General features: G+C 47.9%; 24 protein-coding genes and 2 other annotated features. Of the genes, 1 reads left to right on the top strand and 23 read right to left on the bottom strand.

Annotation, left to right across the window (positions count from 1 at the left end; all coding sequences use genetic code 11):
- Positions 1 to 15: 15 nt before the first annotated feature.
- From pheS to G548_RS0105360, 3 genes are all read right to left on the bottom strand, one after another.
- Positions 16 to 1,050: a phenylalanine--tRNA ligase subunit alpha gene (pheS, locus tag G548_RS0105370; RefSeq protein WP_022793124.1), complete on the bottom strand. Its 1,035-nt coding sequence runs from the start codon at positions 1,048 to 1,050 to the stop codon at positions 16 to 18.
- A gap of 48 nt (positions 1,051 to 1,098) precedes the next feature.
- Positions 1,099 to 1,317: a binding site (T-box leader), on the bottom strand.
- Between the two features lie 55 nt (positions 1,318 to 1,372).
- Entirely contained in the window at positions 1,373 to 2,140 is a 768-nt protein-coding gene (locus G548_RS0105365; RefSeq protein WP_022793123.1) for a TrmH family RNA methyltransferase, read from the bottom strand.
- Positions 2,141 to 2,245: 105 nt separating this feature from the next.
- Positions 2,246 to 3,334 (bottom strand): M42 family metallopeptidase, encoded by a 1,089-nt coding sequence (locus G548_RS0105360; RefSeq protein WP_022793122.1) that lies wholly within the window; start codon positions 3,332 to 3,334, stop codon positions 2,246 to 2,248.
- A 266-nt stretch (positions 3,335 to 3,600) separates the two neighbouring features.
- On the opposite strand from G548_RS0105360, the gene G548_RS0105355 reads away from it, so the two are divergent.
- On the top strand, positions 3,601 to 4,008 hold the full coding sequence (locus G548_RS0105355; protein WP_022793121.1) for a hypothetical protein: 408 nt from the start codon (positions 3,601 to 3,603) through the stop codon (positions 4,006 to 4,008).
- 44 nt (positions 4,009 to 4,052) lie between these two features.
- On the opposite strand, the gene rplT is transcribed toward G548_RS0105355, so the two are convergent.
- From rplT to G548_RS0105255, 20 genes are all read right to left on the bottom strand, one after another.
- The gene (gene rplT, locus G548_RS0105350; protein ID WP_022793120.1) at positions 4,053 to 4,406 is read right to left on the bottom strand and encodes a 50S ribosomal protein L20; all 354 of its coding nucleotides are present in this window, start codon (positions 4,404 to 4,406) and stop codon (positions 4,053 to 4,055) included.
- Between the two features lie 41 nt (positions 4,407 to 4,447).
- On the bottom strand, positions 4,448 to 4,651 hold the full coding sequence (gene rpmI, locus G548_RS0105345) for a 50S ribosomal protein L35 (protein WP_022793119.1): 204 nt from the start codon (positions 4,649 to 4,651) through the stop codon (positions 4,448 to 4,450).
- 43 nt (positions 4,652 to 4,694) lie between these two features.
- On the bottom strand, positions 4,695 to 5,309 hold the full coding sequence (gene infC / locus G548_RS17400; RefSeq protein ID WP_245558588.1) for a translation initiation factor IF-3: 615 nt from the start codon (positions 5,307 to 5,309) through the stop codon (positions 4,695 to 4,697).
- Positions 5,308 to 5,450: a sequence feature (ribosomal protein L20 leader region), on the bottom strand. It overlaps the preceding gene by 2 nt.
- Positions 5,451 to 5,506: 56 nt before the next feature.
- Positions 5,507 to 7,447 (bottom strand): threonine--tRNA ligase, encoded by a 1,941-nt coding sequence (gene thrS, locus G548_RS0105335; RefSeq protein WP_027847227.1) that lies wholly within the window; start codon positions 7,445 to 7,447, stop codon positions 5,507 to 5,509.
- A 331-nt stretch (positions 7,448 to 7,778) separates the two neighbouring features.
- Complete coding sequence (mqnC, locus tag G548_RS0105330; RefSeq protein WP_022793117.1) at positions 7,779 to 8,888, bottom strand: cyclic dehypoxanthinyl futalosine synthase; 1,110 nt, start codon at positions 8,886 to 8,888, stop codon at positions 7,779 to 7,781.
- A gap of 141 nt (positions 8,889 to 9,029) precedes the next feature.
- Positions 9,030 to 9,956 (bottom strand): primosomal protein DnaI, encoded by a 927-nt coding sequence (gene dnaI, locus G548_RS0105325; RefSeq protein ID WP_022793116.1) that lies wholly within the window; start codon positions 9,954 to 9,956, stop codon positions 9,030 to 9,032.
- Between the two features lie 18 nt (positions 9,957 to 9,974).
- Positions 9,975 to 11,378: a replication initiation and membrane attachment family protein gene (locus G548_RS0105320; protein ID WP_022793115.1), complete on the bottom strand. Its 1,404-nt coding sequence runs from the start codon at positions 11,376 to 11,378 to the stop codon at positions 9,975 to 9,977.
- A 16-nt stretch (positions 11,379 to 11,394) separates the two neighbouring features.
- Positions 11,395 to 11,874: a transcriptional regulator NrdR gene (nrdR, locus tag G548_RS0105315; RefSeq protein WP_022793114.1), complete on the bottom strand. Its 480-nt coding sequence runs from the start codon at positions 11,872 to 11,874 to the stop codon at positions 11,395 to 11,397.
- Between the two features lie 171 nt (positions 11,875 to 12,045).
- Entirely contained in the window at positions 12,046 to 12,429 is a 384-nt protein-coding gene (gene speD, locus G548_RS0105310; RefSeq protein ID WP_022793113.1) for an adenosylmethionine decarboxylase, read from the bottom strand.
- A 375-nt stretch (positions 12,430 to 12,804) separates the two neighbouring features.
- Positions 12,805 to 13,836 carry a glyceraldehyde-3-phosphate dehydrogenase gene (locus G548_RS0105305; protein WP_022793112.1) on the bottom strand — a complete coding sequence of 344 codons (1,032 nt, stop codon included), beginning with the start codon at positions 13,834 to 13,836 and terminating at the stop codon, positions 12,805 to 12,807.
- A gap of 138 nt (positions 13,837 to 13,974) precedes the next feature.
- Positions 13,975 to 14,568, bottom strand: a complete 594-nt coding sequence (coaE, locus tag G548_RS0105300) for a dephospho-CoA kinase (RefSeq protein WP_022793111.1) — start codon at positions 14,566 to 14,568, stop codon at positions 13,975 to 13,977.
- Positions 14,541 to 15,404 (bottom strand): DNA-formamidopyrimidine glycosylase, encoded by an 864-nt coding sequence (gene mutM / locus G548_RS0105295; RefSeq protein ID WP_022793110.1) that lies wholly within the window; start codon positions 15,402 to 15,404, stop codon positions 14,541 to 14,543. The genes coaE and mutM overlap by 28 nt, the downstream gene beginning before the upstream one ends.
- 12 nt (positions 15,405 to 15,416) lie before the next feature.
- On the bottom strand, positions 15,417 to 18,041 hold the full coding sequence (polA, locus tag G548_RS0105290; protein ID WP_022793109.1) for a DNA polymerase I: 2,625 nt from the start codon (positions 18,039 to 18,041) through the stop codon (positions 15,417 to 15,419).
- A 261-nt stretch (positions 18,042 to 18,302) separates the two neighbouring features.
- Entirely contained in the window at positions 18,303 to 20,084 is a 1,782-nt protein-coding gene (gene pnpS / locus G548_RS0105285) for a two-component system histidine kinase PnpS (protein ID WP_022793108.1), read from the bottom strand.
- The gene (locus tag G548_RS0105280) at positions 20,081 to 20,791 is read right to left on the bottom strand and encodes a response regulator transcription factor (protein WP_022793107.1); all 711 of its coding nucleotides are present in this window, start codon (positions 20,789 to 20,791) and stop codon (positions 20,081 to 20,083) included. The genes pnpS and G548_RS0105280 overlap by 4 nt, the downstream gene beginning before the upstream one ends.
- A 170-nt stretch (positions 20,792 to 20,961) precedes the next feature.
- Positions 20,962 to 21,906 (bottom strand): malate dehydrogenase, encoded by a 945-nt coding sequence (mdh, locus tag G548_RS0105275; RefSeq protein ID WP_022793106.1) that lies wholly within the window; start codon positions 21,904 to 21,906, stop codon positions 20,962 to 20,964.
- Between the two features lie 29 nt (positions 21,907 to 21,935).
- Positions 21,936 to 23,204, bottom strand: coding sequence for an NADP-dependent isocitrate dehydrogenase (gene icd / locus G548_RS0105270; protein WP_022793105.1), 1,269 nt, complete (start codon positions 23,202 to 23,204; stop codon positions 21,936 to 21,938).
- A gap of 124 nt (positions 23,205 to 23,328) precedes the next feature.
- On the bottom strand, positions 23,329 to 24,444 hold the full coding sequence (gene citZ, locus G548_RS0105265; RefSeq protein WP_022793104.1) for a citrate synthase: 1,116 nt from the start codon (positions 24,442 to 24,444) through the stop codon (positions 23,329 to 23,331).
- Positions 24,445 to 24,675: 231 nt separating this feature from the next.
- Complete coding sequence (locus tag G548_RS0105260; RefSeq protein ID WP_022793103.1) at positions 24,676 to 25,149, bottom strand: DUF441 domain-containing protein; 474 nt, start codon at positions 25,147 to 25,149, stop codon at positions 24,676 to 24,678.
- Between the two features lie 108 nt (positions 25,150 to 25,257).
- A complete protein-coding gene (locus G548_RS0105255; protein ID WP_022793102.1) occupies positions 25,258 to 25,656 on the bottom strand; it encodes an FxsA family protein in 399 nt (132 codons plus the stop codon).
- Positions 25,657 to 25,685: the final 29 nt, after the last annotated feature.

The following is a 25,685-nucleotide window of genomic DNA, read 5'->3' as shown; positions in this document are numbered from 1 at the left end:
GTCTGCATTCTCCTTCTATACTCGAGTGAATTGTTTTAAAAAGCGCATATCGTTCGTGTAAAAATGCCGGATATCATCAATGCCGTACTTCAGCAGGGAGAAGCGTTCCACTCCCATTCCAAAGGCAAAGCCGCTGTATACTTCCGGATCAAAACCGCTCATCTCCAGTACCCGCGGATGCACCATTCCGCACCCGAGTACTTCAATCCACCCGGTATGCTTGCAGATGCGGCAGCCCTCCCCGGCGCAGATGCCGCACGAAACATCAAGCTCTGCAGACGGCTCGGTAAACGGGAAGTAGCTCGGGCGTAGGCGGATTTCTCTTTCCTCCCCGAAGTATTTTTTCACAAATGTTTCGAGCACCCCTTTTAAATCACTCATCCGGATATTTTCATCAACCATCAGTCCTTCGATTTGCATAAACTGGTGGGAGTGAGTAGCGTCATCGTCATCCCGGCGGTAGACCTTGCCCGGGCAGATAATCTTCACCGGTCCTTCGCCGTGGTGGCGTTCCATCGAGCGGGCCTGCACAGGCGACGTCTGCGTACGCAACAGCAGATCACTGCTGACATAAAAAGAATCCTGCATATCCCGGGCCGGATGGTCTTTTGGCAGATTCATGGCTTCAAAGTTGTAATAATCGGTTTCGACTTCCGGTCCTTCAGTCACTTCGAATCCCATGCCGATAAAAATATCTTCAATCTCCTCCACCACGCTCGTCAGCGGATGCTTCGCCCCGCGCTGAACTTTACGCCCCGGAAGTGTTACATCCAGCGTCTCTTTTTTGAGTTTTTCCTTTAATGCTTCATCGGCAAGTATTTTCGTCTTTTTCTCCAGACGCTCCTGAATGGCTTCGCGTACCTCGTTCCCTTTTTGACCGACAACAGGACGCTCCTCCTTGGACAGCTGCCCCATCCCCCGGAGCACTTCCGTAATTGGGCCTTTCTTTCCTAAATATTTTACTCTCACCTGCTCTAATTCTTTTGTGTCGCCAGCTTCTTCAATCTGCTGCAGCGCTTCCTGCTGCAGCTCCTCCAAACGTTCTATCATATCCTGGTTCCCTCCATTTTTATGCCAAATAAAAAGAGCCCTCTCCCTGAAAGGGACGAAGGCTCGCGGTACCACCCTTGTTAGCTGCAGTGCACAGCTCACTCTCCTGTAACGACAGGTTCCGGCACGCTTTTCTTCCACGGGGAATACTCCAGCGGCTGCTCCGAAGCGAATTCACAAATCCTTACTGTAAGGTATTTTCAGTCAGCGATACCTTTTCCCTGTTCAGCAGGAAGCAATGCTACTACTCTTCATCTGCGCATTTGTGTTTATATGTTTCAATATGCATTATTATAGAAAAAGCCCGGCCCGATTGCAACCATCACCAATCCGTCTGCTTCAAATGATACAGCAGGATGCCGGCAGAGACAGCCGCATTTAGTGATTCTGCCTGGCCGGGGATCGGAATGTACAGGTTCTGGTCGGTCCGCTCGAGCCATTTCTTTTGTACACCGGCTCCTTCATTGCCGATAATTAGCGCAAAGTACGGCTGTGGCTCAAGTGCCGAATACGACGTTCCTTCATCAAGCGATGTGCCAAAGCACGGAATGTCCGTTTCCTGCAGCCATTCCAGCCATTCGCCAAGATCCTCCTGCAGGACCGGAACATGAAACAACGAGCCCTGCGTCGCCCGGACCACCTTTTCGTTGTATGCATCCACCGTTCCTGTGCCGAGAACGACTACGCCCTTTCCAAGCGCGTCCACCGTCCGGATGATCGTTCCCAGATTACCCGGATCCTGAATGCTGTCGACAAGCACAAAAAAAGAATATCCGCCGCTTCTCACATTAGAAAATTCAGGAATTCTGCATACAGCTACGATATTTTTCGGCGTTTCCGTAGAACTGATTTCTTTCATCACGCTTTCTGTTACTTCTGTCGCTGGTGTTGGTATTTCATTAAAAACCTCAGGCCACTCTTTATGCTCTTCGATAAAAATTTCTTCAATCCAGGCCTGTGACCGCACAGCTTCTGTCAGCGCATGGTCTCCCTCAATTAAAAAAAGTCCTGACCTTTCCCGTTCCTTACGTTTATGAAGTTTTTTTATCTCTTTTACTTTCGGGTTTTTTGCCGATTCTATCCGCTTCACTTCGCTGTCTCCCCCAGTATTTTCTCTTATCGTAGCACACTTTGCCCCACGGCAGAAAGAAAAGAAACAGCCCTCCCGTCCGCCGTGGACAGAAAGGCTGTGTTTTTACGTTTCGTACGTTAATGACTCCACTGTTTCCCGGTCTAAACGCTTCGCAATTTCTACGATTAACTGCACGGCATGCTCAAAGTCGTCCCTGTGCAGAATAGCCGCATGGGTATGAATATAGCGGGTCGGAATCGTAATGGCCATAGCCGGCACTCCTTCACCGGACAGGTGAATAGACCCTGCATCTGTACCTCCGTTTGCCATCATGTCGAACTGAAAAGGAATTTCTTTCTCTTCAGCCACCCCGACAACGAAATCACGCAGACCTTTGTGTGCGATGACGGAAGCATCCATCATTAGAAGCTGCGGGCCTTTGCCGATTTTCGCCCTGGCGTCGTTACTTGTAACACCCGGCGTATCCCCGGCAATCCCTACATCGACTGCAAAGCCGATATCCGGCTGAATAAGGTTGGTTGCTGTTTTCGCTCCGCGCAGGCCAACTTCCTCCTGTACAGCCCCGACACCGTAAATTTCATTCGGATGGGATTCGTTTTCGAGGCGCTTTAGCACCTCAATCGCGATAGCACAGCCAATACGGTTGTCCCAGGCTTTCGCCATCAGCAGTTTTTCATTATTCATCACTTCAAAGTCACACACCGGCACGACCGAATCTCCCGGACGTACACCGAATGATTCTGCTTCTTCCTTACTTGAAGCACCAATATCGATGAACATATCTTTAATTTCCATCGCTTTCTTGCGCTGCTCCGCCGGCAGAATATGCGGCGGCTTTGAGCCAATGACGCCGGTGATGTTTCCTTTTCTGGTCATCACCTTCACCCGCTGGGCGAGCATCACCTGGCTCCACCATCCCCCGAGGGTCTGGAATTTCAAAAAGCCATTCTCATCGATTCCCGATATCATAAAACCAATTTCGTCCAGATGTCCGGTAATCATTAATTTCGGGCCGCCGGCCTGGCCGGTTTTTTTAGCAATCAGGCTTCCCAGCCGATCGGTGCTCATTTCATCAGCGTAAGGAGAAATATACTGGGTCATCACTTTTCTCGGTTCCTGTTCGTTCCCCGGAACGCCGTTTGCGTCCGTGAGGTCCTTTAGCATCTGCAATGTTGGATCTAATTCTGCCATTTCATGCTGCCTCCTTTATGTACGGTTGTTTTACACACACATGCAAAGGGAAAATATTATTAACGCTCTGAATTAATATTCTCATCAGTACAAGCGGTGTGGTGCGGGTTCTTCCATATTCAGTATAAAGAACTTTGCCGCAGGGCTCAAACATAATCTATCGTACCCTGGCGCCTGTGAAACTTTTTAGTAAACTGTGCGTATATATTAGAAATGACGAGGCTTATGTACGCTTAATCCGATAGATGCAGAGGAGGGTGTAAAGATTGGGTATTCTTTTACGGGTGCTGCTGTTGATCGCTCTTATTATTATCATTTACTCGTTCTGGAGGTACTGGAATAATTCAAGGAGAAAACTGGAAGCAGCCCACCACAAAAAACAATTCTACCTGCTGGATGACCAGCAAAACGTACGGAAAAATTTACTGGCTACCCATAAAGGCGTCATGTTTGAAGGCGAAAAATACGTAGGTACAACCGAAAAAGCGTTTGAAGTAGTTACGATTTCACTGTGGGTAATTGAAAGCGAGCATTTGCGCGGCTTCCAGCGCGAGGATTTCACATTTCTCGAGCGGGAAATTCTTTCTCTCTATCCGGAAGCTGCCATTGAGTGGAACAGTCCGGTGAAAGAGTTTATGCAGCAGCTTGAAGCAAAACAGCCCGAAAAACAATAAAAAGCGGAACGCCTTATTACCGGGCGCTCCGCTTTTTTGTTTAATTATAAGTTTGATTTCGCCTTTTCAGCAAGCTCTGCGAATGCTTTTTCGTCATTTACCGCAAGGTCTGCGAGCATTTTACGGTTCATTTGGATATCGCCCTGCTTCAGGCCATGCATCATGCGGCTGTAGGACAAGCCGTTCAACCGCGCTGCTGCATTAATACGTGCAATCCACAGCTTACGGAATTCGCGTTTGCGCTGGCGACGGTCCCGGTAAGCATACTGCAGGGACTTCATTACCTGTTCCTGTGCTGTTTTAAACAGTCTGTGCTTAGAACCTCTATAACCTTTCGCGAGTTTTAATACTCGTTTACGTCTGCGACGTGCCACATATCCGCCTTTTACTCTTGGCATCGTCAACCCCTCCTTAGCTTATCTCAATTATTTGGTCGTGCTTATTTTTTCGTTTTCGGCAGTAGTGTCTTGATACGCTTGTAGTCGGACTTGGAAACAAGCTCCGGCTTACGAAGGTTACGCTTTTGCTTTTGGGATTTATGCGAAAACATATGGCTCGTGAATGCGCGTGCGCGTTTTACACGGCCGCTTCCTGTTTTGCGAAAACGTTTTGCTGCTCCGCGGTGAGATTTCATTTTTGGCATAAGTGACATCCTCCTTTTTTAATATAACGGAAAAAACCGCTGTCTATTCTTCTTTGCTGGATTCTTCTTTTTGCTCCCGTTCCTGCTCCGCTTTTGGAGCGAGCATGAGGAACATGCTGCGGCCATCCATTTTCGGCTTCGTCTCAATCGTACTTACGTCCTCACATTCTTTAGCAAACCGGTCAAGTACCTCTTTACCGATATCAGAGTGTGTGATCATACGACCGCGGAAGCGGATAGCTGCTTTTACTTTATCGCCTTTAGACAAAAACTTGCGTGCGTTACGCAGCTTTGTATTAAAGTCGTGTTCTTCAATGCTCGGGCTCAAACGAACTTCTTTCACGTTGATCGTTTTTTGCTTTTTCCGGGCTTCTTTATCTTTTTTCTGCTGTTCAAAACGATATTTACCGTAATCCATAATACGGCAGACAGGCGGTTTCGCGTTTGGAGCGACAAGAACAAGGTCAAGGTTTTCTTTCCCGGCCAGCTCTAAAGCTTCGTTCCTTGATTTCACTCCAAGCTGCTCTCCGTTAGCGTCGATGAGTCGAACTTCACGGGCACGGATGCCCTCGTTTACCTTTTGGTCCTTACGAATAATAAGCCACCTCCAGAAATTTAGTGCGCGGGGCTTCCACGCAAATACATACCATTGGCACAACGAAAAAAACGTGCAGACACCCTCTGAAACAGAGAAGCGCCCACACGTATACAGAATATATGCTCTACACATTCAATATATTGATAATAACCAGCCAACGTTTGTCGGTCAGGTGAGAAGCGGGCGCTTCTTCTTTAGGGATTAATTATTTTCACACTAGGACATCTTAGCACGGGTCCATTAGGACGTCAACCATTTTACCGATATTCATTAATAGCCGCTGTTACATTTTCCACAAAATCATTCAGCGGCTGTGATTCTGAATCCTGCTGACCGTATCTGCGTACATTTACGGCGTTTGCTTCCTGTTCTTTGTCGCCAAGCACAAGCATATAAGGAATTTTCTGCGTCTGGGCTTCACGGATTTTGTAGCCGAGCTTTTCATCCCTCGTATCCACTTCCACCCGGACATCTGATGCCTGCAGCGCCATTTCTACTTCTTTCGCATAGTCGAGATGAACGTCAGGCGAAACCGGTATAATTTTCACCTGAACAGGAGAAAGCCACGTCGGTAGAGCGCCTTTGTATTCTTCAAGCAGAAAAGCGATAAAGCGCTCCATCGTGGACACTATGCCCCGGTGGACTACTACCGGACGATGCTCGCCTCCGTCACTTCCAACATACGTGAGATCAAAACGTTCAGGAAGGTGGGTGTCGATCTGGACGGTGGAAAGCGTCTCTTCCTTGCCCATCGCTGTTTTTACCTGGACATCGAGCTTCGGGCCGTAAAATGCTGCTTCCCCTTCTGCTTCTACGTATTCAGCGTCAATCGCATCCATCGCTTCCTTCAAGATGCGCTCGGAATTTTCCCACATCTGGTCGTCATCCACGTATTTTTCCTTATCCTCCGGGTCCCGGTACGAAAGCCGGAAGGTGTAATCCTTGATGCCAAAATCATGGTAGACTTCACGGACAAGCCTTACAGCACGAATGAATTCATCCTTCAGCTGATCCGGGCGGGCAAAAATGTGACCGTCGTTTAACGTCATCGCCCGCACGCGCTGCAGGCCGGCAAGCGCCCCGGATTTTTCATAACGGTGCATCGTCCCGAGCTCTGCAATGCGGACCGGCAGATCGCGATAGCTGTGCTTTTTATTTTTATAAACCATCATATGGTGCGGACAGTTCATCGGCCTAAGCACGAGGGTTTCATTGTCCATTTCAATCGGCGGGAACATATCATCCTGATAGTGGTCCCAGTGGCCCGACGTTTTATACAGCTCGGAGGAACCAAGCACCGGCGTATACACGTGATCATAGCCGAGGCGCACTTCTTTATCTACAATATAGCGCTCAATAATCCGACGGATTGTGGCACCGTTCGGAAGCCAGAGCGGAAGTCCCTGCCCGACTGTCTGACTTGTCGTAAATATATCGAGCTCTCTGCCGATTTTACGGTGATCGCGCTCTTTGGCTTCTTCGAGCATTTTCAAATGATCATCAAGCTGGGACTGCTTTTCAAAGGCGGTGCCGTAAATACGCTGCAGCATTTTGTTATTGCTGTCTCCGCGCCAGTAAGCCCCGGAAATGTTCATCAGCTTAAACTTTTTCAATTTGGATGTTTGCGGTACATGGACGCCGCGGCATAAATCGACAAATTCTCCCTGCCGGTAAAGCGCAATCTGTTCTCCTTGCGGGATATCTTCAATTAATTCCAGCTTCAGCTCGTCACCAAGCTCTTTAAAAAAGCGGACTGCTTCTTCCCGGGACACTTCCTCGCGAATAATTTCCAGATTCTCATCGATGATTTTATTCATCTCTTTTTCGATTCTGGGAAGGTCTTCCGGCGTCAGCTGGTGCGCCATATCAATGTCATAATAAAACCCGTTTTCAATCACCGGGCCGACGCCAAGCTGCACGTCATCAAACAGGCGATTCACCGCCTGGGCCATCGCGTGTGCGGTGCTGTGCCGGAGCACTTCAAGGCCTTCCGGGGACTGGTACGTAATGATTTCAATCTGACCGTCCTCCCGGAGCGGAGTGCGAAGATCCACCATTCTTCCGTTGATCTTTCCTGCCAGTGCACTCTTTTTCAGGCCTGAGCTGATACCTCCGGCTACTTCTTCTGTGGTCGTGCCGATGTCATATGATTTTTCGTTCCCATCTGGAAATATGAGCGTGATTGTCTGTTCTGCCACTGTGATTTGTCCTCCTTTTATAACTGTAATAAACCAAAAAACACATAAAAAAGCCCGCCCCCTCGAAAGGGGCGGGCTCAGCCGCGGTTCCACCCTAGTTTCCGTCCCAAGCGCAGGGACGACTCTATCCGGGTAACGGCCGGGGGCCCGCCGGCAGATACTGCTGTTCCCTGCCGAAGCTCCGAGGGGGTAAAAATAAAACGGTTCGTAGAGAACTTCCAGCCCTGGTTCTCTTCTCTGGGACGCCTGTTTTATTTTCATGTCCTCATCCTTGCATTTTCCTTTTCGCTATTTCAGCATAGCGAAAAGCTCCTTATGATGCAACCTGTAGTTAGTTTTGCATTACAAAGTCTTTTTCGCTGTTCTCTTCTCCCTCAAACACCCGAAGCGTATGATACTTCGTATTGCGCTGCGCCGGCGTGTAGCCTGCTTCCCGTATTAAACGAAGAATTCGGTTGATATTCACTTTGTGCGTGGTACCGGCTGAAGAGACGACGTTCTCTTCCATCATGGTACTGCCAAAGTCATTACAGCCGTAGGAAAGGGAGCGTTTCCCTGTCTCTGGTCCTGCTGTTACCCAGGAGGACTGGAAGTTCGGGATGTTGTCCAGAAATAAGCGCGAAATGGCTACGTTCCGGAGATAGCCTTCCGGTGTAATACGCTCGCCTTTCATGCTTGTGTAATCCTGCTGGAAGGTCCAGGATATGAAGGCCAAAAAGCAGTTGGATTCATCCTGCGCCTCACGAATGCGCCACAGATGCTCTGCCCGCTCTTCGTTTGATTCGCCAAAGCCAATAACCATCGTTGCCGTACCGTGCATACCAACCTCTTTAGCCATCTTCATGCAGTCGATCCATTGATCGGCCGTGCATTTCAAGCGGCTGATCCGTTTTCTCGTTTTCTCTGTGAGTATTTCGGCACCGCCGCCCGGAAGCGAATCCAGACCAGCTTCGTGAAGAGCCGTTAATACCTCTCTCAATGACAGGCCGGAAACTTCCATCATTTTATAGACTTCTGCCGGCGTAAACGAGTGCATCGTTACGTCAGGAAAATGGCTTTTAATTTTTTTGAGCAGGTTCGTATAGTATTCAAATGGAAGATTCGGGTTGGTTCCACCCTGCATTAGAATTTCGTCTCCTCCAACATCCTGGAGTTCTTTAATTTTCTGCAGGATCTGGTCATCCGAAAGAAGGTAGCCCTCTTCCGAGCCCGGCCGGCGGTAAAATGCACAGAAGCGGCAGAAAGTATCGCAGACGTTTGTGTAATTGACATTCCGGCCTATGTTAAAGGTAGCGACAGGCTCCGGGTGCCAGCGTTTTTTAATTTCATCCGCGGCAGCTCCCATTTTTTCTATTTCATCGCTTTCATACAAGCGGACAGCATCTTCCATTGTCAGTCGTTCTCCGTTTAGTGCCCGTTCCAATATTCCATCAATGTTCATTTGTATACCCTCCAGAAAATTCCTTTGTGGCGCTCGCATGAAAATACCGCGAATCCAACCCATTTTCTGCATGCTGGGCGCTATCATCATGGTAGCATATTTATTTGTATTATACACTTAGAATGCCCTCTGTATTTCCAATTATCCCCGGCGGTTCTGTCCATCCATGAAGACTTCTTCTGTGAACGGGCGGATGCGCTCCATGATGCGCTTAGCCTTCAGCCTCTCGTTACCGCCCTTCTGGGAATACGTCAAATGCTCTTCAAGTTCACTGTAATCATAATTGGACGTATAGACAGTAGGAAGCTTTTCCATCATCCGGTACTGCAGAATAACGCCTAAAATATCGTCTCTTGTCCAGGCACTCATTGACTCGGCTCCAAGATCGTCGAGTATGAGCACCGGCACACCTTTGACGCTGTCCACCTTTTCCCTCACCGTATTATCCGATAACGATTCCTTGATCTCCCGGAAAAAATCCGGCACGTGTACAATCATCGAGCCGATGCTGCGCTCTGCCAGTTCATTCATAATAGCTCCGGCAATATACGTTTTACCGACCCCGAATTTTCCGTACAGGTATAGTCCCTGTCCGTCCTCCCCGGGCACGGTGGTCGATGCAAAGTGAAGTGCTGCGGTCCCTGCCTTCGCCCTTGATTCATGGTCCATGTCCACCTGATCAAAGGAAGCGTGCAGAATCTCTTTTGGGATATAATAGCTTTTAATAAGGGCCTGTCTTTTTTTCTTTTCGTCATCGTGTACCTTTAGTGAACAGCGATGATAGGCAACCGTCACTTTTCCTTTGTCTTCCATCAATTCCGGCTGGTACCCCTGCATCAGGTTTGGGCAGTTTTCGAGCCCCGGACAGGCATCACAGTTGCTGCGCTCCCGCTTATACTCAAATAAAGCTGCCTTGTTTTTTTCATATTCTTCCGCTGGTATATGCGGATGACGGCGTTTAAAATCGATGACTCCCGGATAGGCAAATACTTCTTTTTCAAGTCTCGCCATCCGCTCCTTCCAATCTTTGTCCATCCATCTGTTTAACGATGATCCGATCGAATCCATCCAGCCGCCTCCTTTCTTTTAACGGTTTGCTCTTTCCCGGCGCTCCTTCAGCATTTCTTCAAAGCGCTCCCTTTCCTTCGACAGCTGCTCCTCCTGCGTGGAGTTTGTACCTTTCTCCGGCGTATTTTCCGACTGCTCTTCTTTTTCCAGCCATTTAGGCAGTTTATCGTTTCGGACATAGCCCTGCTGGCGTTTGTTCGCATAATTGTTTTTAGGCGCCAGCCGTTCCTGTGCCTGCTTATGCTCTTCCTTCGCAAGCTTCATAGCATCCTCTACAGTATGTACTTTTTTTCGTGTCCACTGGCCGGCGATTTTATACACAAGCGCCTTGCTTAATTTCATGTTATTTTTCTGCATTACATAGTCGGTCAACACATTTACCACTCCCGGGGATAAACGATAGCTGAATAAAAGCTCCTCCACGAGATGAATATCGGATTCCGGTACAGTCGCTCCTCCGGCAACCGAACGAAGAAACGTCACCGGGGACGTCTGTTCATAAAACTGCTTCATCTGCTCCTGCTCGGACACAGGGCGGTCCTTTGCCGGCGCTGGCTCCTGGTGTTCTGTACGGTTTCCGAGCGCAGGCGGGGCTGCTCCATGCTCCATGCGGTAATGATTTTTTGCTTTTTTACGAAGATCCTCAATGTTTACTTCATCATCCGCTGATAAGGACTCCTGAATCACTTTTCCCATATCAATCGGCGAGAGCTGGTACACAAAAGCAAGCCGGCGCACGGTTTGCTGCAGCGAAGGCGTTAACAGCCGCGAGGTGTCAAGAAAGGAAGGAAGCGAAGCTTTCAGCATTTCCATATCGAATCCATTTTCTTCAAGCTGCAGACGCGACGGCTCACTGCCGCCGATAAACTCCGTCCCTTCATCTGCCGGAGGCGGTTCGGAAGCCATTTCCGATGCATGCAGAGAAGCAAATACTTCATTGAACGAAGCCGTAATTTCTTCTGCGGCTTCGGGCACAGCCGAAATGCCAAAACGCTGGCGCAGCTGAATGTATTTACTTTTCCCAAGGCGGTTATACAAAAATACACTTAAAACATCGTCCTGAAAAAAAGCCCGCGGCGACATAGGCGGCTGGATGTCATACACAAATGTTTTATCCAGTGATTGTGTTTTTAATTCATAAACCCTGAGAAGCCCGATGCCCTCAAGCAGGCGGCGGGCAGCGTAAATTTCATTTAAAGGCATCTGCAAAAAAGCCATCAGTTCATGATGGGTGGCTTCGGAACTTTCATAGCAGTCCTTTTCCAATTTATTCTGCAGAGTCTGGTAGAGAGCGATCGCTTTGCTTCCGACTAACGGCTGGTAGAGCATAGACATCGTTTTATCCGTGCTCTCGCTGAATTCTTTACTTGTGCGAACGTAGTACCCGTCTACCGGTTTGACTTCCATCCAATGCAGACTCAAAGCGCCGCCCTCCTTTTTATGATTTTGATGAATCCTCTTTGTTTTCTTTATCAATCAGTTCTTTTAATTCATTGATGAATACATTTATATCACGAAACTGCCGGTAAACAGAAGCAAAACGGACATAGGCGATTTCATCAATATCCGCGAGCTCTTCCATGACAAGCTCTCCGGCTTCTTCACTTTTCACTTCCGTCCGTCCCTCTTCCCGCAGTTTATTTTCCACCCTCGAGACGATGCCCTCGAGCGTTTCCATTGGAATTGGCCGCTTTTCACAGGCCCGGATCAAGCCTCTCAGCATTTTTTCACGGCTGAATTCTTCACGGTTCCCATTTTTTTTCACTACGACAAGCGGCAGTTCTTCCACAATTTCAAATGTGGTAAAGCGGTGGTGGCACGTATCACACTGACGCCGGCGCCGGATGGAACGGCCTTCATTGCTCGGCCTCGAATCCAATACACGTGTGCCATTGGAGTAGCATACAGGGCATTTCATTATTATCATCTCCAATTTGATGGGCGGTCTCTATTTTTATTGGTTCTATCATATCACATTCGCTCCTCGCGGGAGGATGACAATTTGTGTATTTCTTTGAATCCCTTCCAGTCGAGGCAATAAAAAACCGTTCAAGCACAGGCAGCTGCTTGAACGGTGTTCGTATGCGTATTATAAGGCGTTTGCTTCCGGACGCTCTACACGGATAGGGCCTGTTCCGCGGGGAATTTCTATCGTTTCTTCCGCTTCGGCACCGAGGGAACCGGCAATATATTTAGCCGCCGTATTTGGATCAATATGGTCCCCGCAAGTATACACATCGATGCTGGCATAGCCGTGTTCCGGAAAACTGTGAATCGTTAAATGGGATTCTGAAATAATGACGACTCCGCTTACACCCTGCGGAGCAAATTTATGAAAAATCACTTCTCTTATCTCAGCGCCTGCTTTTAAAGCGGCGTTTACAAAGATACGTTCGATTGCATTTACATTGTTTAAAGTTTCTTCGTCACATCCCCAAAGCTCGGAAATGACATGGCGTCCCATTGTTTCCATGGTACGTTTCCCCCTTTGTTTCTTTTTATTACATCATTAGGTCGCTGTGTTTTGATCGGCCCGTCACGCTTTAAAGGCTACTCTGGGGGAAAGTTAGTCCAATTTGGCACTAACCCTTGCAGTAACCGTTGGTATACCTGTATACGCCTGGAAACTGTGCATTTCTGCCGTTTAATTCAAAGACGCAAAGGCACGAAATTCAGTATACGATGTTTATTTGCAATTTGCAACCAGTTTTCCCACGCAGCGTCTTAAACCCTGAATTTACGGCGTTCTGGGCTGTATAAGCTCTGTACCTTCTCTATTTGATATTCATACTGAGGATAAATAAAAAAAGCGCCCCGCTCACGGAACGCTTTCCCACATTAACGATCTTTAAAACGAAGCGACGGAAGAGTACCCGACGGCTGGCTCACCGACCATTTTCACCAGGTCCACTACCCGACAGGAGTAGCCCCACTCATTATCGTACCATGCAAGTACTTTAACCTGACGGTCGTTAATAACCATAGTAGAGAGCGCATCGATAATCGATGAATTTTCGTTCCCGTTAAAATCTGTTGATACGAGCGGATCCTCACAGTAGGAAATAATGCCTTTTAATTTCTGTTCTGAAGCCGTCTTTAGTGTTTGATTGATTTCCTCCTCCGTCACCGGACGCTTCATATCGATTACCATATCCACAAGCGACACGTTCGGCGTCGGTACCCTGAGAGCCATCCCGTTCATTTTTCCCTCCATGGAAGGAATCACCTCTGACAATGCTTTGGCTGCCCCGGTAGAGGTCGGGATAATCGACTGGCCGCAGGCTCTTGCCCGGCGCAGGTCTTTATGGGGATTGTCCATATTATTCTGGTCATTGGTGTATGCGTGCACGGTTGTTATTAAACCGCTTTCAATACCGATGCTGTCTTCAAGCACCTTGACGACCGGTGCAAGGCAGTTCGTCGTGCAGGAAGCATTTGAAATTACGTGATGGCGTTCCGGATCGTAGTCTTCTTCATTTACTCCCATTACGATGGTTGTATCGACTTCTTTGCCGGGAGCCGTTAACACTACCTTTTTCGCTCCAGCTTCTATATGCATTTCAGCGTCCGGGCCACGGTTAAATTTCCCCGTCGCTTCGACCACAATATCTACACCCAGTTCTTCCCAAGGGAGTTCGAGGGGGTTTCGGTTTTGAAGCAGGCGGATTCGTTTTCCATCCACAATCATTTCGTCTCCTTCAGATTTTACGTCAAGCGGAAACGGACCGTGCACGCTATCGTACTTCACTAAATGAGCCAGCGTTTCAGGAGGATACATAGCATTGATGGCTTTCACTTCAACTTCAGGATCCATCATTGCCTTTCGAAAAACCATACGCCCAATTCGTCCGAAACCGTTGATCGCTATGCTTGTTTTCATTTAATATCCTCCTCTGGAAATATGTTATACTTTTATAAGTGAAATCTAAAAATAGTATAACACATTGACAGCGTATTCTTGCAACCTATTTTAAAAAAATAACCACTTTCTTTTACGAAAAGTGGTTACTCTGGCTTTTTATTTTATTTTCCATTGCTCAAGCAACTCGTTCACCTGGGTTTTTGTTTCCTTTTCTGTGCCCGAGTTATCGATTACTGCATCTGCCAGCTCCCTTTTTTCTTCAAGGGGCATCTGCGATTTGATTCTCGCGGCCGCATCTTCTTCTCCCCGGCCGTCACGCTCCACAAGCCGCCGCTTTTGTGTTGTCTCATTTACATAAACGACAATGACCCGGTCGACCATAAAGCTTAAATTGTTTTCAAGCAAAAGCGGGATATCGAGCACGACATGTTCATTTCCTTCGCGTACGAGATCATCGCGTTTGGTTATCATGCGCTGCCTGACAGCCGGATGAATAATTTGATTGAGCACCTGGCGTTTTTCAGTATCATTAAAAATGACGGAGCCTAATTTCTTTCTGTCGAGTGTGCCATCAAACTGAAGGATTTCCGGACCGAAATGCTCAATGATCTGCTCTAAGGCAGGCTCCCCCGGTTCCACCACTTCCCGCGAGATTACATCCGCATCAATCACGGGCAGACCCTGCTCCCGCAGGGCGTCTGCCACCAGTGACTTTCCGCTTGCTATTCCGCCTGTAAGACCGATAACCATTTTGTCCCCTCCTTCGTCTGGCAGACTGGACAGTAGTGCGTGCCCCGGCCCGCCACTACAGCCCTCTCGATTTCATGGCTGCATACCTTGCACGGCTCCCCTTTTCTTCCATATACAAACAGGTTTAATTGGAAAGCACCAGCCTGTCCGTCTCCATTCACATAGGAACGCACCGTGCTTCCTCCCTGTTTTACTGCTTCTTCAATCACTTCTGTTATCTGCTTTTGAAGGATTTCCACTACAGGCTTTCCGAGTCCTGCGGCTGGAGCGTCCGGCAGAACACCTGCCCGGAACAGCGCTTCATCCACATAAATGTTTCCGAGCCCTGCAATGATTGACTGGTCGAGCAGCACCGCTTTAATACTGCGTGACGTTTTTTGAAACCGGGCGTGCAGATAATCAGCGGTAAACGAAGCGTCACGATAAGGCTCCGCCCCAAGCTGATTCAGCGGCTTTTCGTTCCATTCCTCGCCGCGGCTGAACACGTGCATCGTGCCGAATTTCCGCACGTCACGATAGCGAAGCTCCGTACCATCGGTGAAATGAAAGCGCACATGCGTGTGTTTATCCGGCTCTCCACCATCACTCCATTCGTAACGCCCTTCCATACGCAAGTGAGAAACAACAGCCAGATCTTCAAGATAAATGACTAAAAATTTTCCTTTACGGTGTACATGGTCAATCGTCTTTCCCCCAAGCATCATAGAAAAAGCTTCATGGTCATCGGGGCGTTTAATAATGTTAGGCCAGTATACTTTCACGGTCTCCACCGTTTTTCCAACGGCCGACTGTTCTAAATTCCGCCGGACCGTTTCAACTTCCGGTAATTCAGGCATCGTTTTCTCTCCTTATTTCGCATCATACCATGTCGGCCCCTGTGCCACATCTGCTTTTAAAGGCACCGACAGTTCAATTGTCTTCTCCATCAGCTCCGGCACAAGCTCCTGCATGGTTTCAACTTCGTTTTCCGGCACTTCGAAAATTAATTCGTCGTGTACCTGCAGGAGCAGCCGGCTGCTCAGACCTTTTTCTTCAAGGGCTTTGCTTACATCCACCATCGCTTTTTTAATAATATCAGCTGCAGTTCCCTGAATAGGAGTATTCATGGCAGTTCTTTCTGCAAAGCTGCGCTGGTTAAAGTTGCGGCTGTTCATGTCGGGCAGATACCTGCGGCGGTGCAGAAGTGTGGTCACAAACCCGTCGCGCCTGGCTTCATCTTTAATTTCATTCATATAATTCTGCACGTTAGGGTAGCTTTTTAAATAGCTTTCAATAAATTCTTTCGCTTCGTTTCGCGTAATGCCAAGACTCTGTGAAAGCCCGTAGTCCGAGATTCCGTACACAATCCCGAAGTTCACGGCTTTGGCACTTCTGCGCATGTTTGATGTGACATCCTCCTGTTCGACGCCAAACACATCCATCGCTGTTTTTGTATGAATATCCATATTGTTTTGAAAGGCTTCCTTGAGACCCTCATCGTCTGCGATATGAGCGAGTACCCGAAGCTCAATCTGCGAATAGTCTGCCGATAAAATAGACCACCCGGATTCAGAAGGAATGAACGCTTTCCGGATGCGCCGGCCTTCTTCAAGGCGGATCGGAATGTTCTGCAGATTCGGCTCCGTCGAACTCAGCCGTCCTGTCTGCGTAATCGCCTGGTTAAACATCGTATGAATTTTACCTGTAGTTGGGTGAATAACTTTTAAAAGCCCTTCAATATACGTGGAGCGCAGCTTCGAAATCTGGCGGTACAACAGCAGACTCGGAATAATTTCATGCTGGTCACTGAGTTTTTCGAGCACATCCGCCGAGGTGGAGTAGCCGGTTTTCGTTTTCTTAATGGCAGGCAGCCCCAGCTCTTCGAACAGAATCGGCCCAAGCTGCTTTGGCGAGTTAATATTAAATTCACGTCCGGCCTGTTTGTATATTTCTTTTTCAAGCTCTGCGAGACGGCCGTCCAGTTCATCACCGATCGTCTCAAGCTGCGAACGATCCACACAGATACCCTGGGTCTCCATTTGTCCGAGTACTAGCGACAGCGGCATTTCCAGTTCTCTAAACAGTTCTAGCTGCTCGTTCTGCTTTAAGTCCTCTTCAATTTTTCCCTGCAGCCGGTAGACAGCTTCACCTTTGCGGATCAGATGCTCTGCCAGTGCATTTTCCTCCGGCTTCGTGCGTTTGGCACCTTTGCCGTAAACAGCTTCATCGGTATCCACCACCTGCAGATTCCGGCGCTTCGCTATATCAGACACGTGATGTGAAGATACGGATGGGTCAATCAAATAGGAGGCGATCAGCGTATCATGAGTGATGCCCCGGAGTTCTACACCTTTCCAGCCAAGCGCAACGACAGCCCGCTTTGTATCAAACGTATATTTCTCTTTGGACTCGTCTTTAGCCCAGGCCTGGAACGCTTCACTCTGCAGTGCGTCTTCTGTGGAAATAAAATACCGGCCGGTTTCGTTAATAACCGCTACGCCCCAGATGCTCCCGTGGTGATAATTTTCTTCCGGCACTTCCACCACCAGGGCTGACGGGGAGACGAGTATATCCTCCTGCACATCTGTCACATGTTTGTATGCCAGCTCGTCGAAAGTCTGCTGCGCTTCATCTACGTCATCAAACTTGTTCAATAGCGTTTGAAACTCCAGCTCGCGGAAAAGATCTGTTACCTCTTTTACGTCATATTCCTCATGCTTTAATTGCTGAAGCTCCAAATCAAGCGGCGTGTCCCGGTAAATGACAGCGAGTTCTTTACTCATTCTCGCCTGTTCCTTGTTTTCTTCGAGTCGTTCTTTCATCTTTTTTCCGGAGATTTTATCAATGGATTCCAGTACTTTATCAACAGATCCATACTCCTGCAACAGCTTCAATGCCGTCTTTTCCCCGATGCCGGGCACGCCCGGAATATTATCCGAGCTGTCTCCCATAAGTCCCTTCATATCGGTAATCTGAATAGGAGTAAGGCCATATCGTTCCTGAATGGCATCCGGGTCGTACAGCTCGGTATTCGTTATTCCTTTTTTAATAAAGGAAACGTGGACGTGGGGGCTGACCAGCTGCAGCAGGTCACGGTCACCAGTATAGATGCGCACATCCCAGTTTTCGTCCTCGGCCTGTTTCGAGAGCGTACCGATAATATCATCTGCTTCATAGTTTTCCTTTTCGATATAAGGGACTTTAAAAACGTCCAGCACTTCACGGATGACTGGAAGCTGTTCAGACAACTCAGAGGGAGTTTTTTCCCGTCCGGATTTATATTCGCTGTAAGTATCGTGACGGAAGGTTGTTTTTCCGGCATCAAAGGCCACGAGCACATGACTTGGGTCCTCGTCCTCCAGAATTTTTAGAAGCATGGTGGTAAAGCCGTAAATGGCATTTGTGTACACGCCTTTATCGTTATTTAAAAGAGGGAGGGCAAAAAATGCCCGGTAAGCAATACTGTTTCCATCCATTAACACTAGTTTACTCAAATTATTGTCCTCCTTATTACAAAAAGCCGAACCGGCTTCTTATGTACATCCTTAAGCGGGCTTTCACGTTCATCGTTATATTTTATCATACACCACGGACAGCGTCAGAATGTCTACCTGAAAAAAGCATAAAAAAAGAACGAAAGCCAAGGGGTGCTTTCGTTCCAAAGGGATGCAGCCCGCTGCAAAAACCAACAGCGGATGAAAACCCGTTCAACCACTATGTTATAACAAAAATGTAAACAGGTCGTTTACCGGAGATTAAGAATTTGTAAATTCTTCCTCCCCGGGCTGTCTTTCCACAGGAAAACGCAATGTGAATACTGTCCCTTCGTCCCTGGTGCTGTTCACTTCGATACGGCCGCCATGAGCATCCGTCAGATGCTTAACAATGGCAAGACCGAGTCCGGTGCCGCCCGAGCCACGGCTTCTCGCTCTATCAACACGATAGAACCGCTCAAAAATACGCGGCAGCTGCTCGGGGCTGATGCCGATGCCGTTGTCTTCCACTTCAAGCACTACTTCCTCTGCTTCCTTAAACAAACGGACCTGCACTTCCCCGCCCTCTTTTGTGTAAATAATGGCATTATTGACCAGATTGATAATGATCTGCTTTAACCGGGCTTCGTCCCCGTCCATATAAATTTCTGCGTCCACACGCGAAGTAAGCAGCAAATGCTTATCAATCGCTTTAGGCTCAAGCAGGCGAACAGCTTCTGCTGTGGTACTGCTCACATCGAACCGTGCCCGGCTCAATTCAAAATAATCCTGTTCAATTCTTGAAAGCTCCAGCAGATCACTGATCAAATCCTGCAGCCGGTCGCTTTCTTTCCAAATGATGTCCAGAAACTGCCTGCTTAATGCTTCGTCATGCATCGCTCCGTCCAGGAGCGTTTCGGTAAAGCCTTTTACTGAGGTCACCGGCGTTTTTAATTCGTGTGACACGTTTGCGACAAAATCTTTGCGCACTTCCTCGAGCTTTTTCAACTCTGTAATGTCATGCAGGACAAGCACAATGCCACGCAGCTCGTCTTTTTCCCCCAGCACCGGAGCACCATAAACGTGGAAAAAACGCACCTCAAGTTCATGGAGCATCTGCACAGTGGCACTCGACCGGCTCTCCGTTAAGAATATCTTCTGGATAAGCTTAATGATTTCTTTCTCATCAATCGCTTCATAGTACAGCAAATCGAGCCACTGACTTGTATCTTCCTCAAAAATCCGGGCGCAGTAGGCATTCATCAACGTAATTTCCCCGCGGCTGTTTATAAACACCAGTCCGCTTTCCATCGTATTGATCAGCGTTTCGAGCCTCTCCTGCTGCTCCTGGTTTTCCTTTGTCACGCTTTCAAGATTAAATGCGAGCACGTTGATTGACCGGGTCAGCTGACCGACTTCGTCCTGCGCGCCCCCGTAAGCCCGGGCGCTGAAATTTCCTTTAGCCAGTTCATTGGCTGTATTAGTAGCCTGAGTGATCGGTTTGGTCAATTGGTTTGTCACTTTTGTTGTAATGTATAAAATGATTAGAAGCGCGATAGCGAAGCTGCCAATTAACGTCCCCCAAATCAGCCAGTTGGTCGCATTGATCTGCTCCACTGGAATCGCAAGCCGCATATAATACGTATTATTTTCATACGAAAAAGGGACTGCGTAATATAGAAGCTCCGCCTCCAGCGTATTACTGTACCGGATGTTACTTCCTTCTCCGCTTTCACGGGCATCCTCTATTTCCGGACGCCCGAAATGATTGTCGAGTTCCTCTGATTCAGCTTCCGTTTCTCCAATAACTTCGCCGGTTTCATTCAAAATTGTCACGCGGACATCCAGCTGGCTGCTTATATTCTGTGCCAGTGCTTCCCAGTTTCCTTCATCCCGCTCTTCAGCAATAGAGGCGGAAAGGTTCGCCTCTCTTTCCAGACTGTTTTCGAGCTCATCCACATAAAGAGAACGGACAATCTGCCCGATCACAAGCCCCACGACGGTCAAAACGATTAAAATAATCGCCATTAGAGCTACAATCAGGCGGGTACGGAATCGTTTCATGCAGGCGCTGGCTCCTCAAATTTATAGCCAAGACCACGGACCGTTTTGATGTATACCGGTTTTTTCGTATTCGGTTCAATTTTTTCACGCAGATGACTAATATGTACATCGACAATTCTCGTGTCTCCGACAAATTCGTAATTCCATACTGCATTCAATAGCTGGTCCCGCGTAAGCACCCGCCCTTTATGATTAATTAAATAGACGAGTAGTTCAAATTCCTTCGGGGTCAGCTCAAGCGCTTCTTCTTTCACGTATGCTTCATAATTTTCCGGATACACTGTTAAGTGACCGATGGTTTTACTTTCTATTTTTTCCATTTCCGTTTCCTGCCCGGAATAGTCCACTCTGCGCATAATCGCCTTGACACGGGCAACCAGCTCGCGCGGGCTGAACGGCTTTGTCATATAATCATCGGCTCCAAGTTCAAGACCGAGCACTTTATCAAATTCTTCGTCTTTTGCAGTCAGCATTAAAATTGGGACCTGAATCTTTTCTGTCCGGATTTTCCGGCAAACTTCGAGGCCGTCGATCTCTGGAATCATCAGATCGAGCACAATTAAATCGTACGTTACCTGCTGTGCTTTCCGGAGTGCTTCCACGCCGTCATAAGCGGTATCCACCGTGTATCCCGACTGCTCGAGATTGTATTTTAACAGCGTTACGATAGATTCTTCATCGTCTACTACCAACAACCTTGTTGCCATATGAACCCTCCGCCTCTCAGCGCCCCCCTTGGCCCTGATTATTTTCCCGAGCTGCTGCATCTGTCACATTCATCATACTATAAGCTGGCAGCACAGCTCAATGTTTATCGCTTTTCGCCTGCAGGCAAAAAAAAGCTGCCTGTATGATACAGGCAGCCCACAGTACTTCTTTAATCGTTCGGTAAGGCCTTCATGACATCACGAACAGAATCAGCAGAAGTATTCAATTGATTTTGTTCTTCCTCTGTCAGCTCGAGCTCGATAATCTTTTCCAGCCCGTTGCCGCCAAGAATGGTCGGTACCCCGAGGTAAAGATCATTATATCCATATTCGCCTTCAAGATAAGCAATAGATGGGAGCACGCGCTTTTTATCCTTCAAAATCGCTTCAACCATTTCCGTAAGAGCGGCGGCCGGTGCGTAATAGGCGCTTCCATTACCAAGAAGCTGCACAATTTCTCCTCCGCCCTTGCGTGTGCGTTCAATAATGGCGTCAATACGTTCCTGGGATATGAGCTTCGTCAGCGGCACTCCGCCAGCGTTCGAGTAACGGATCAGCGGTACCATGTCATCTCCGTGGCCACCAAGAACGAAGCCCTGGATGTCTTCCACAGATATGCCGGTTTCCTGGGCGACAAACGTACGGAAGCGTGCCGTATCGAGCACCCCGGACTGGCCGATAACACGGTTTTTAGGGAAGCCAGATTCTTTATATACCGCATAAGTCATTGCATCTGCCGGGTTCGTGAGCACCACAATAATGCATTCCGGTGAATGCTTCACAATTTCTTTTGTGACAGATTTCATGATTTTTGCATTTGTATTAATCAGATCATCCCGGCTCATCCCCGGCTTTCTTGCAATACCTGCTGTAATCACGACAATGTCCGAGCCAGCTGTATCAGCGTAATCCGAGGTGCCGGTCACATTAACATCCGAGCCGTTTACCGGAGTCGACTCGAGCATATCGAGTGCTTTCCCTTTTGTCGGTCCTTCATTGTCCGGGACATCTACAAGCACTACATCCCCGAGCTCTTTCTGGGCAACCATAAGAGCCGTAGTAGCACCTGTAAAGCCGCCTCCTATAACTGAAACTTTTCTGCGCGTAATAGCCATGCATGCTCATCTCCTATCAATTGATTGGATTACATATTGCTGATTAGAGCGTCACCGAACTCGGAGCACTTCACTTCTTTTGCTCCGTCCATCAGACGTGCGAAGTCATAGGTAACGACTTTGCTTCCGATGGTTTTGTCCATGGATTGAAGCACAAGCTCAGCCGCTTCATTCCAGCCAAGATGACGAAGAAGCAGTTCACCGGACAGAATCACAGAAGATGGATTTACTTTGTCCAGGCCGGCATATTTTGGCGCTGTACCGTGCGTAGCTTCGAAAATAGCGTGTCCTGTCTCATAGTTGATGTTGGCGCCCGGCGCGATACCAATGCCGCCAACCTGTGCAGCGAGGGCGTCGGAAACATAGTCTCCGTTCAAGTTCATAGTGGCTACCACATCGAACTCTTTCGGACGTGTCAGAATCTGCTGCAGGAAGATGTCTGCAATAGCATCTTTTACGATGATTTTGCCTTCGCTTACCGCTTTATCCTGAGCAGCATTTCCTGCTTCCTTGCCTTCTTTTTCTACGATTTCATCGTATTCGCGCCACGTGAATACTTTATCGCCGAATTCGCGCTCTGCAAGGTCGTAACCCCAGTTTTTGAAGGAGCCTTCGGTGAACTTCATAATATTACCCTTGTGTACGAGGGTCACACTTTCACGACCTTCATCCAGTGCGTATTGAATAGACGCACGCACGAGACGCTCAGTACCTTCTCTTGAAACAGGTTTTACGCCGATGCCGGACGTTTCAGGGAAACGAATGTTTTCGGAGCCCATTTCATTTTGCAGGAAGTCGATTACTTTTTTCACTTCATCTGTGCCTTCTTGGAATTCGATACCGGCATAAATATCCTCAGTGTTCTCACGGAAAATCACCATGTTAACATCTTCCGGACGCTTTACCGGGGAAGGTACGCCTGTAAAGTGCTGTACCGGGCGCAGGCACGTAAACAGGTCAAGCTTCTGGCGCAGTGCTACGTTCAGGGAACGGATTCCTCCGCCAATAGGAGTCGTAAGCGGGCCTTTAATAGCGATTAAGTATTCACGGATAGCATCCAGGGATTCTTCTGGGAGCCACTCGCCTGTTTTGTCATAAGCTTTCTGACCTACAAGGATCTCTTTCCAGTGAATTTTCTTTTCACCGTTATAAGCTTTTTCTACAGCTGCATCCAGAACTTTCTCTGCTGCAGCCCAGATGTCCGGGCCGATGCCGTCCCCTTCGATATAAGGAATAATTGGTTCGTTTGGCACCGTTAAGTTACCATTATTAGTTTGAATTTTTTCTCCATTAGACATGAATAAATCCTCCTTTAATGTGATCAACTTTTCTTTTTTTACCCGGGCATAATTTTATGCCCGGAACGCTGGCTAAGCAGGGACCGGAAAACGAATTACCGCTTTCCGCTATTTACATTCCAGCCTACCGTTCTTCAAGAGAAACGTACGTTTTATTTTCCGGACCGACGTATTCTGCACGCGGACGGATTAAACGATTGTTTTCATACTGTTCAAGAATATGGGCAATCCATCCGGATGTGCGGCTGACGGCAAAAATTGGTGTGAACAAGTCGTGGTCGATGCCGAGACTGTGGTACACAGACGCTGAAAAGAAGTCCACGTTCGGCAGAAGTCCTTTTTCGTTTTCAATTTTTTCTTCGACTTTCATCGACATATCATACCATTTTGATTCCCCGGTCACCTCTGTCAGCTGGCGGGACATTTCGCGCAAATGCTTAGCACGTGGATCTCCGGTTTTATATACCCGGTGGCCGAATCCCATAATCTTTTCTTTATTGTCGAGAAGCTTCTGCACATGACTGTCTACATTTTCCGGCGTACCGATATCCGTAAGCATTTCCATCACGCGCTCGTTGGCACCGCCGTGCAGGGGCCCTTTTAGTGCTCCGATGGCAGCTGTTACTCCGGAGTACATATCAGAAAGGGTGGCCACACAGACACGCGCAGTAAACGTAGAGGCATTCAGCTCATGATCGGCGTGCAGGATCATTGCTTTATTGAATGCTTTGATGGACGTTTCATCCGGCTCTTCTCCGTTTAGCATATACAAAAAGTTTGCAGAAAAGCTTAGTGCAGGATCAGGCTTGATTGGATCTTTTCCTTTTCGAATTCTTGCAAAACCTGTGACGAGAGATAGAATTTGTGCCTGCAGACGCACAGCTTTATGCTGGTTTGCTTCTTCGCTCATGTCATCAGCTTCACTGTCGTATAAGCTCAACTGGGAAACTGCAGTCCGAAGAGCTGCCATAGGCCGTACTTTATCGACAGGATAGTTTTTCATATAATCAAAGACTTCGTCCGGCACGCTCATATTATCCATGAGCGACTGGCGAAAATTGTTATATTCTTCTTTAGTTGGGAGTTCTCCGTACCAAAGCAGATAAATAACTTCTTCAAAAGATGCATGTTCTGTCAGGTCATCAATATGATATCCCTGGTACTTTAACACATCATCAACAATGGAGCTGACACTGGAAGTAGTAGCTACAACGCCTTCTAAACCACGAGTTGAACTCATTACACAATCTCTCCTTTAATTCAAAAAGTATAACGTATGTACTGAAGAAAATGCTTACATTTTCCATTTAACAAAACATACGCTTCGAAAACAGAACGGTTGGTCTGTTTTTGACATAAAAACCCATTGTACTGCCACTTTTTGGAGGTATAGCGCATTCAATTGTGTACACAATAATGACCTTTTCCCTGTTTAAGCAGCCGGAGATGCCTCCGGCTGTCATTCAGCCGCCTATCCGCCGAGAGAGGAAAACCACTCCACGGCTCTCATCGCAATATAAGCGATGCCGGCCCCGATAAGAGGCCCGACGGCTATACCGTTAAACAGAGCTACTGCTAAAATGGTACCAAGTACAAGTGCGGTAGTAATATGCGGATCTGTCTGAAGGAGCTCCACGCCTCCCTTGGCAATCAGTGCCACCAGGATACCTGAGGCGAGCGCGATCCATGCATAATAAGAACGAACTGCTTCGCCAAGCTGGCGAAAGCCGATGTCCCCGGTAGCAATAGGAACCAGAACCGCAAATGTCAAAATAGTAACAGCAATTTCAATGCCTTTTGCCTGCATAAACGGAAATATTTTATCGCCCAGCCCTGTCCATTTAATAACGATTAAAGCAGCGACAGCTATAATTAATGACTGGTTCTTTGCGAAAATCCCCACCGCAAGCAGTATAAGTAAAAAAACTGAGGCTTGCGATAACAATGCATGGTCATCCTTCCAAATTAAACGCTCCTAATAATCCTACCACATTTGACAATTTCATGTCATGTGCGTCCGGAAAGTTTTCAGAAGTTTCAATCGGGAGCAGGCTTACCACCTGCGTCCCATCACTCTTATATTCCCGTTATCCACCATCTTTTTAAACCATTTCTTTAAAACAGCTTTCATCCCTCTTCTTGACCACGGGATTAACAGGCTGAAGCCGAGAGCGTCTGTAATAAAGCCCGGGGTGAGCAGCAGCGTGCCGCCAACAAGAATACATACCCCGTCCAGAACAATATCTCCAGGCATCTCCCCCCGCTGCGTCTGCATCTGCAGCGTACGGAACACCTGCAGGCCTTCCCGTTTCGCAAGCCAGGCTCCAAGCAGCCCGGTCGCAATAATGAGTGCAATTGTCGGCCATATGCCAATCGTGTTGCCGGACAATATTAACACTCCTACTTCTGCGGCCGGTACAATAATCAGCAGTAATAAAAACCATTTAGCCATCTGCCCGCCCCCTTTCATTTAAAGTTTTA

It is taken from the genome of Marinococcus halotolerans DSM 16375, assembly GCF_000420725.1.
GTDB lineage: Bacteria > Bacillota > Bacilli > Bacillales > Marinococcaceae > Marinococcus > Marinococcus halotolerans.
Note: the sequence above shows the minus strand (reverse complement) of the source record. Positions and strands in the feature narration are given on the sequence as shown.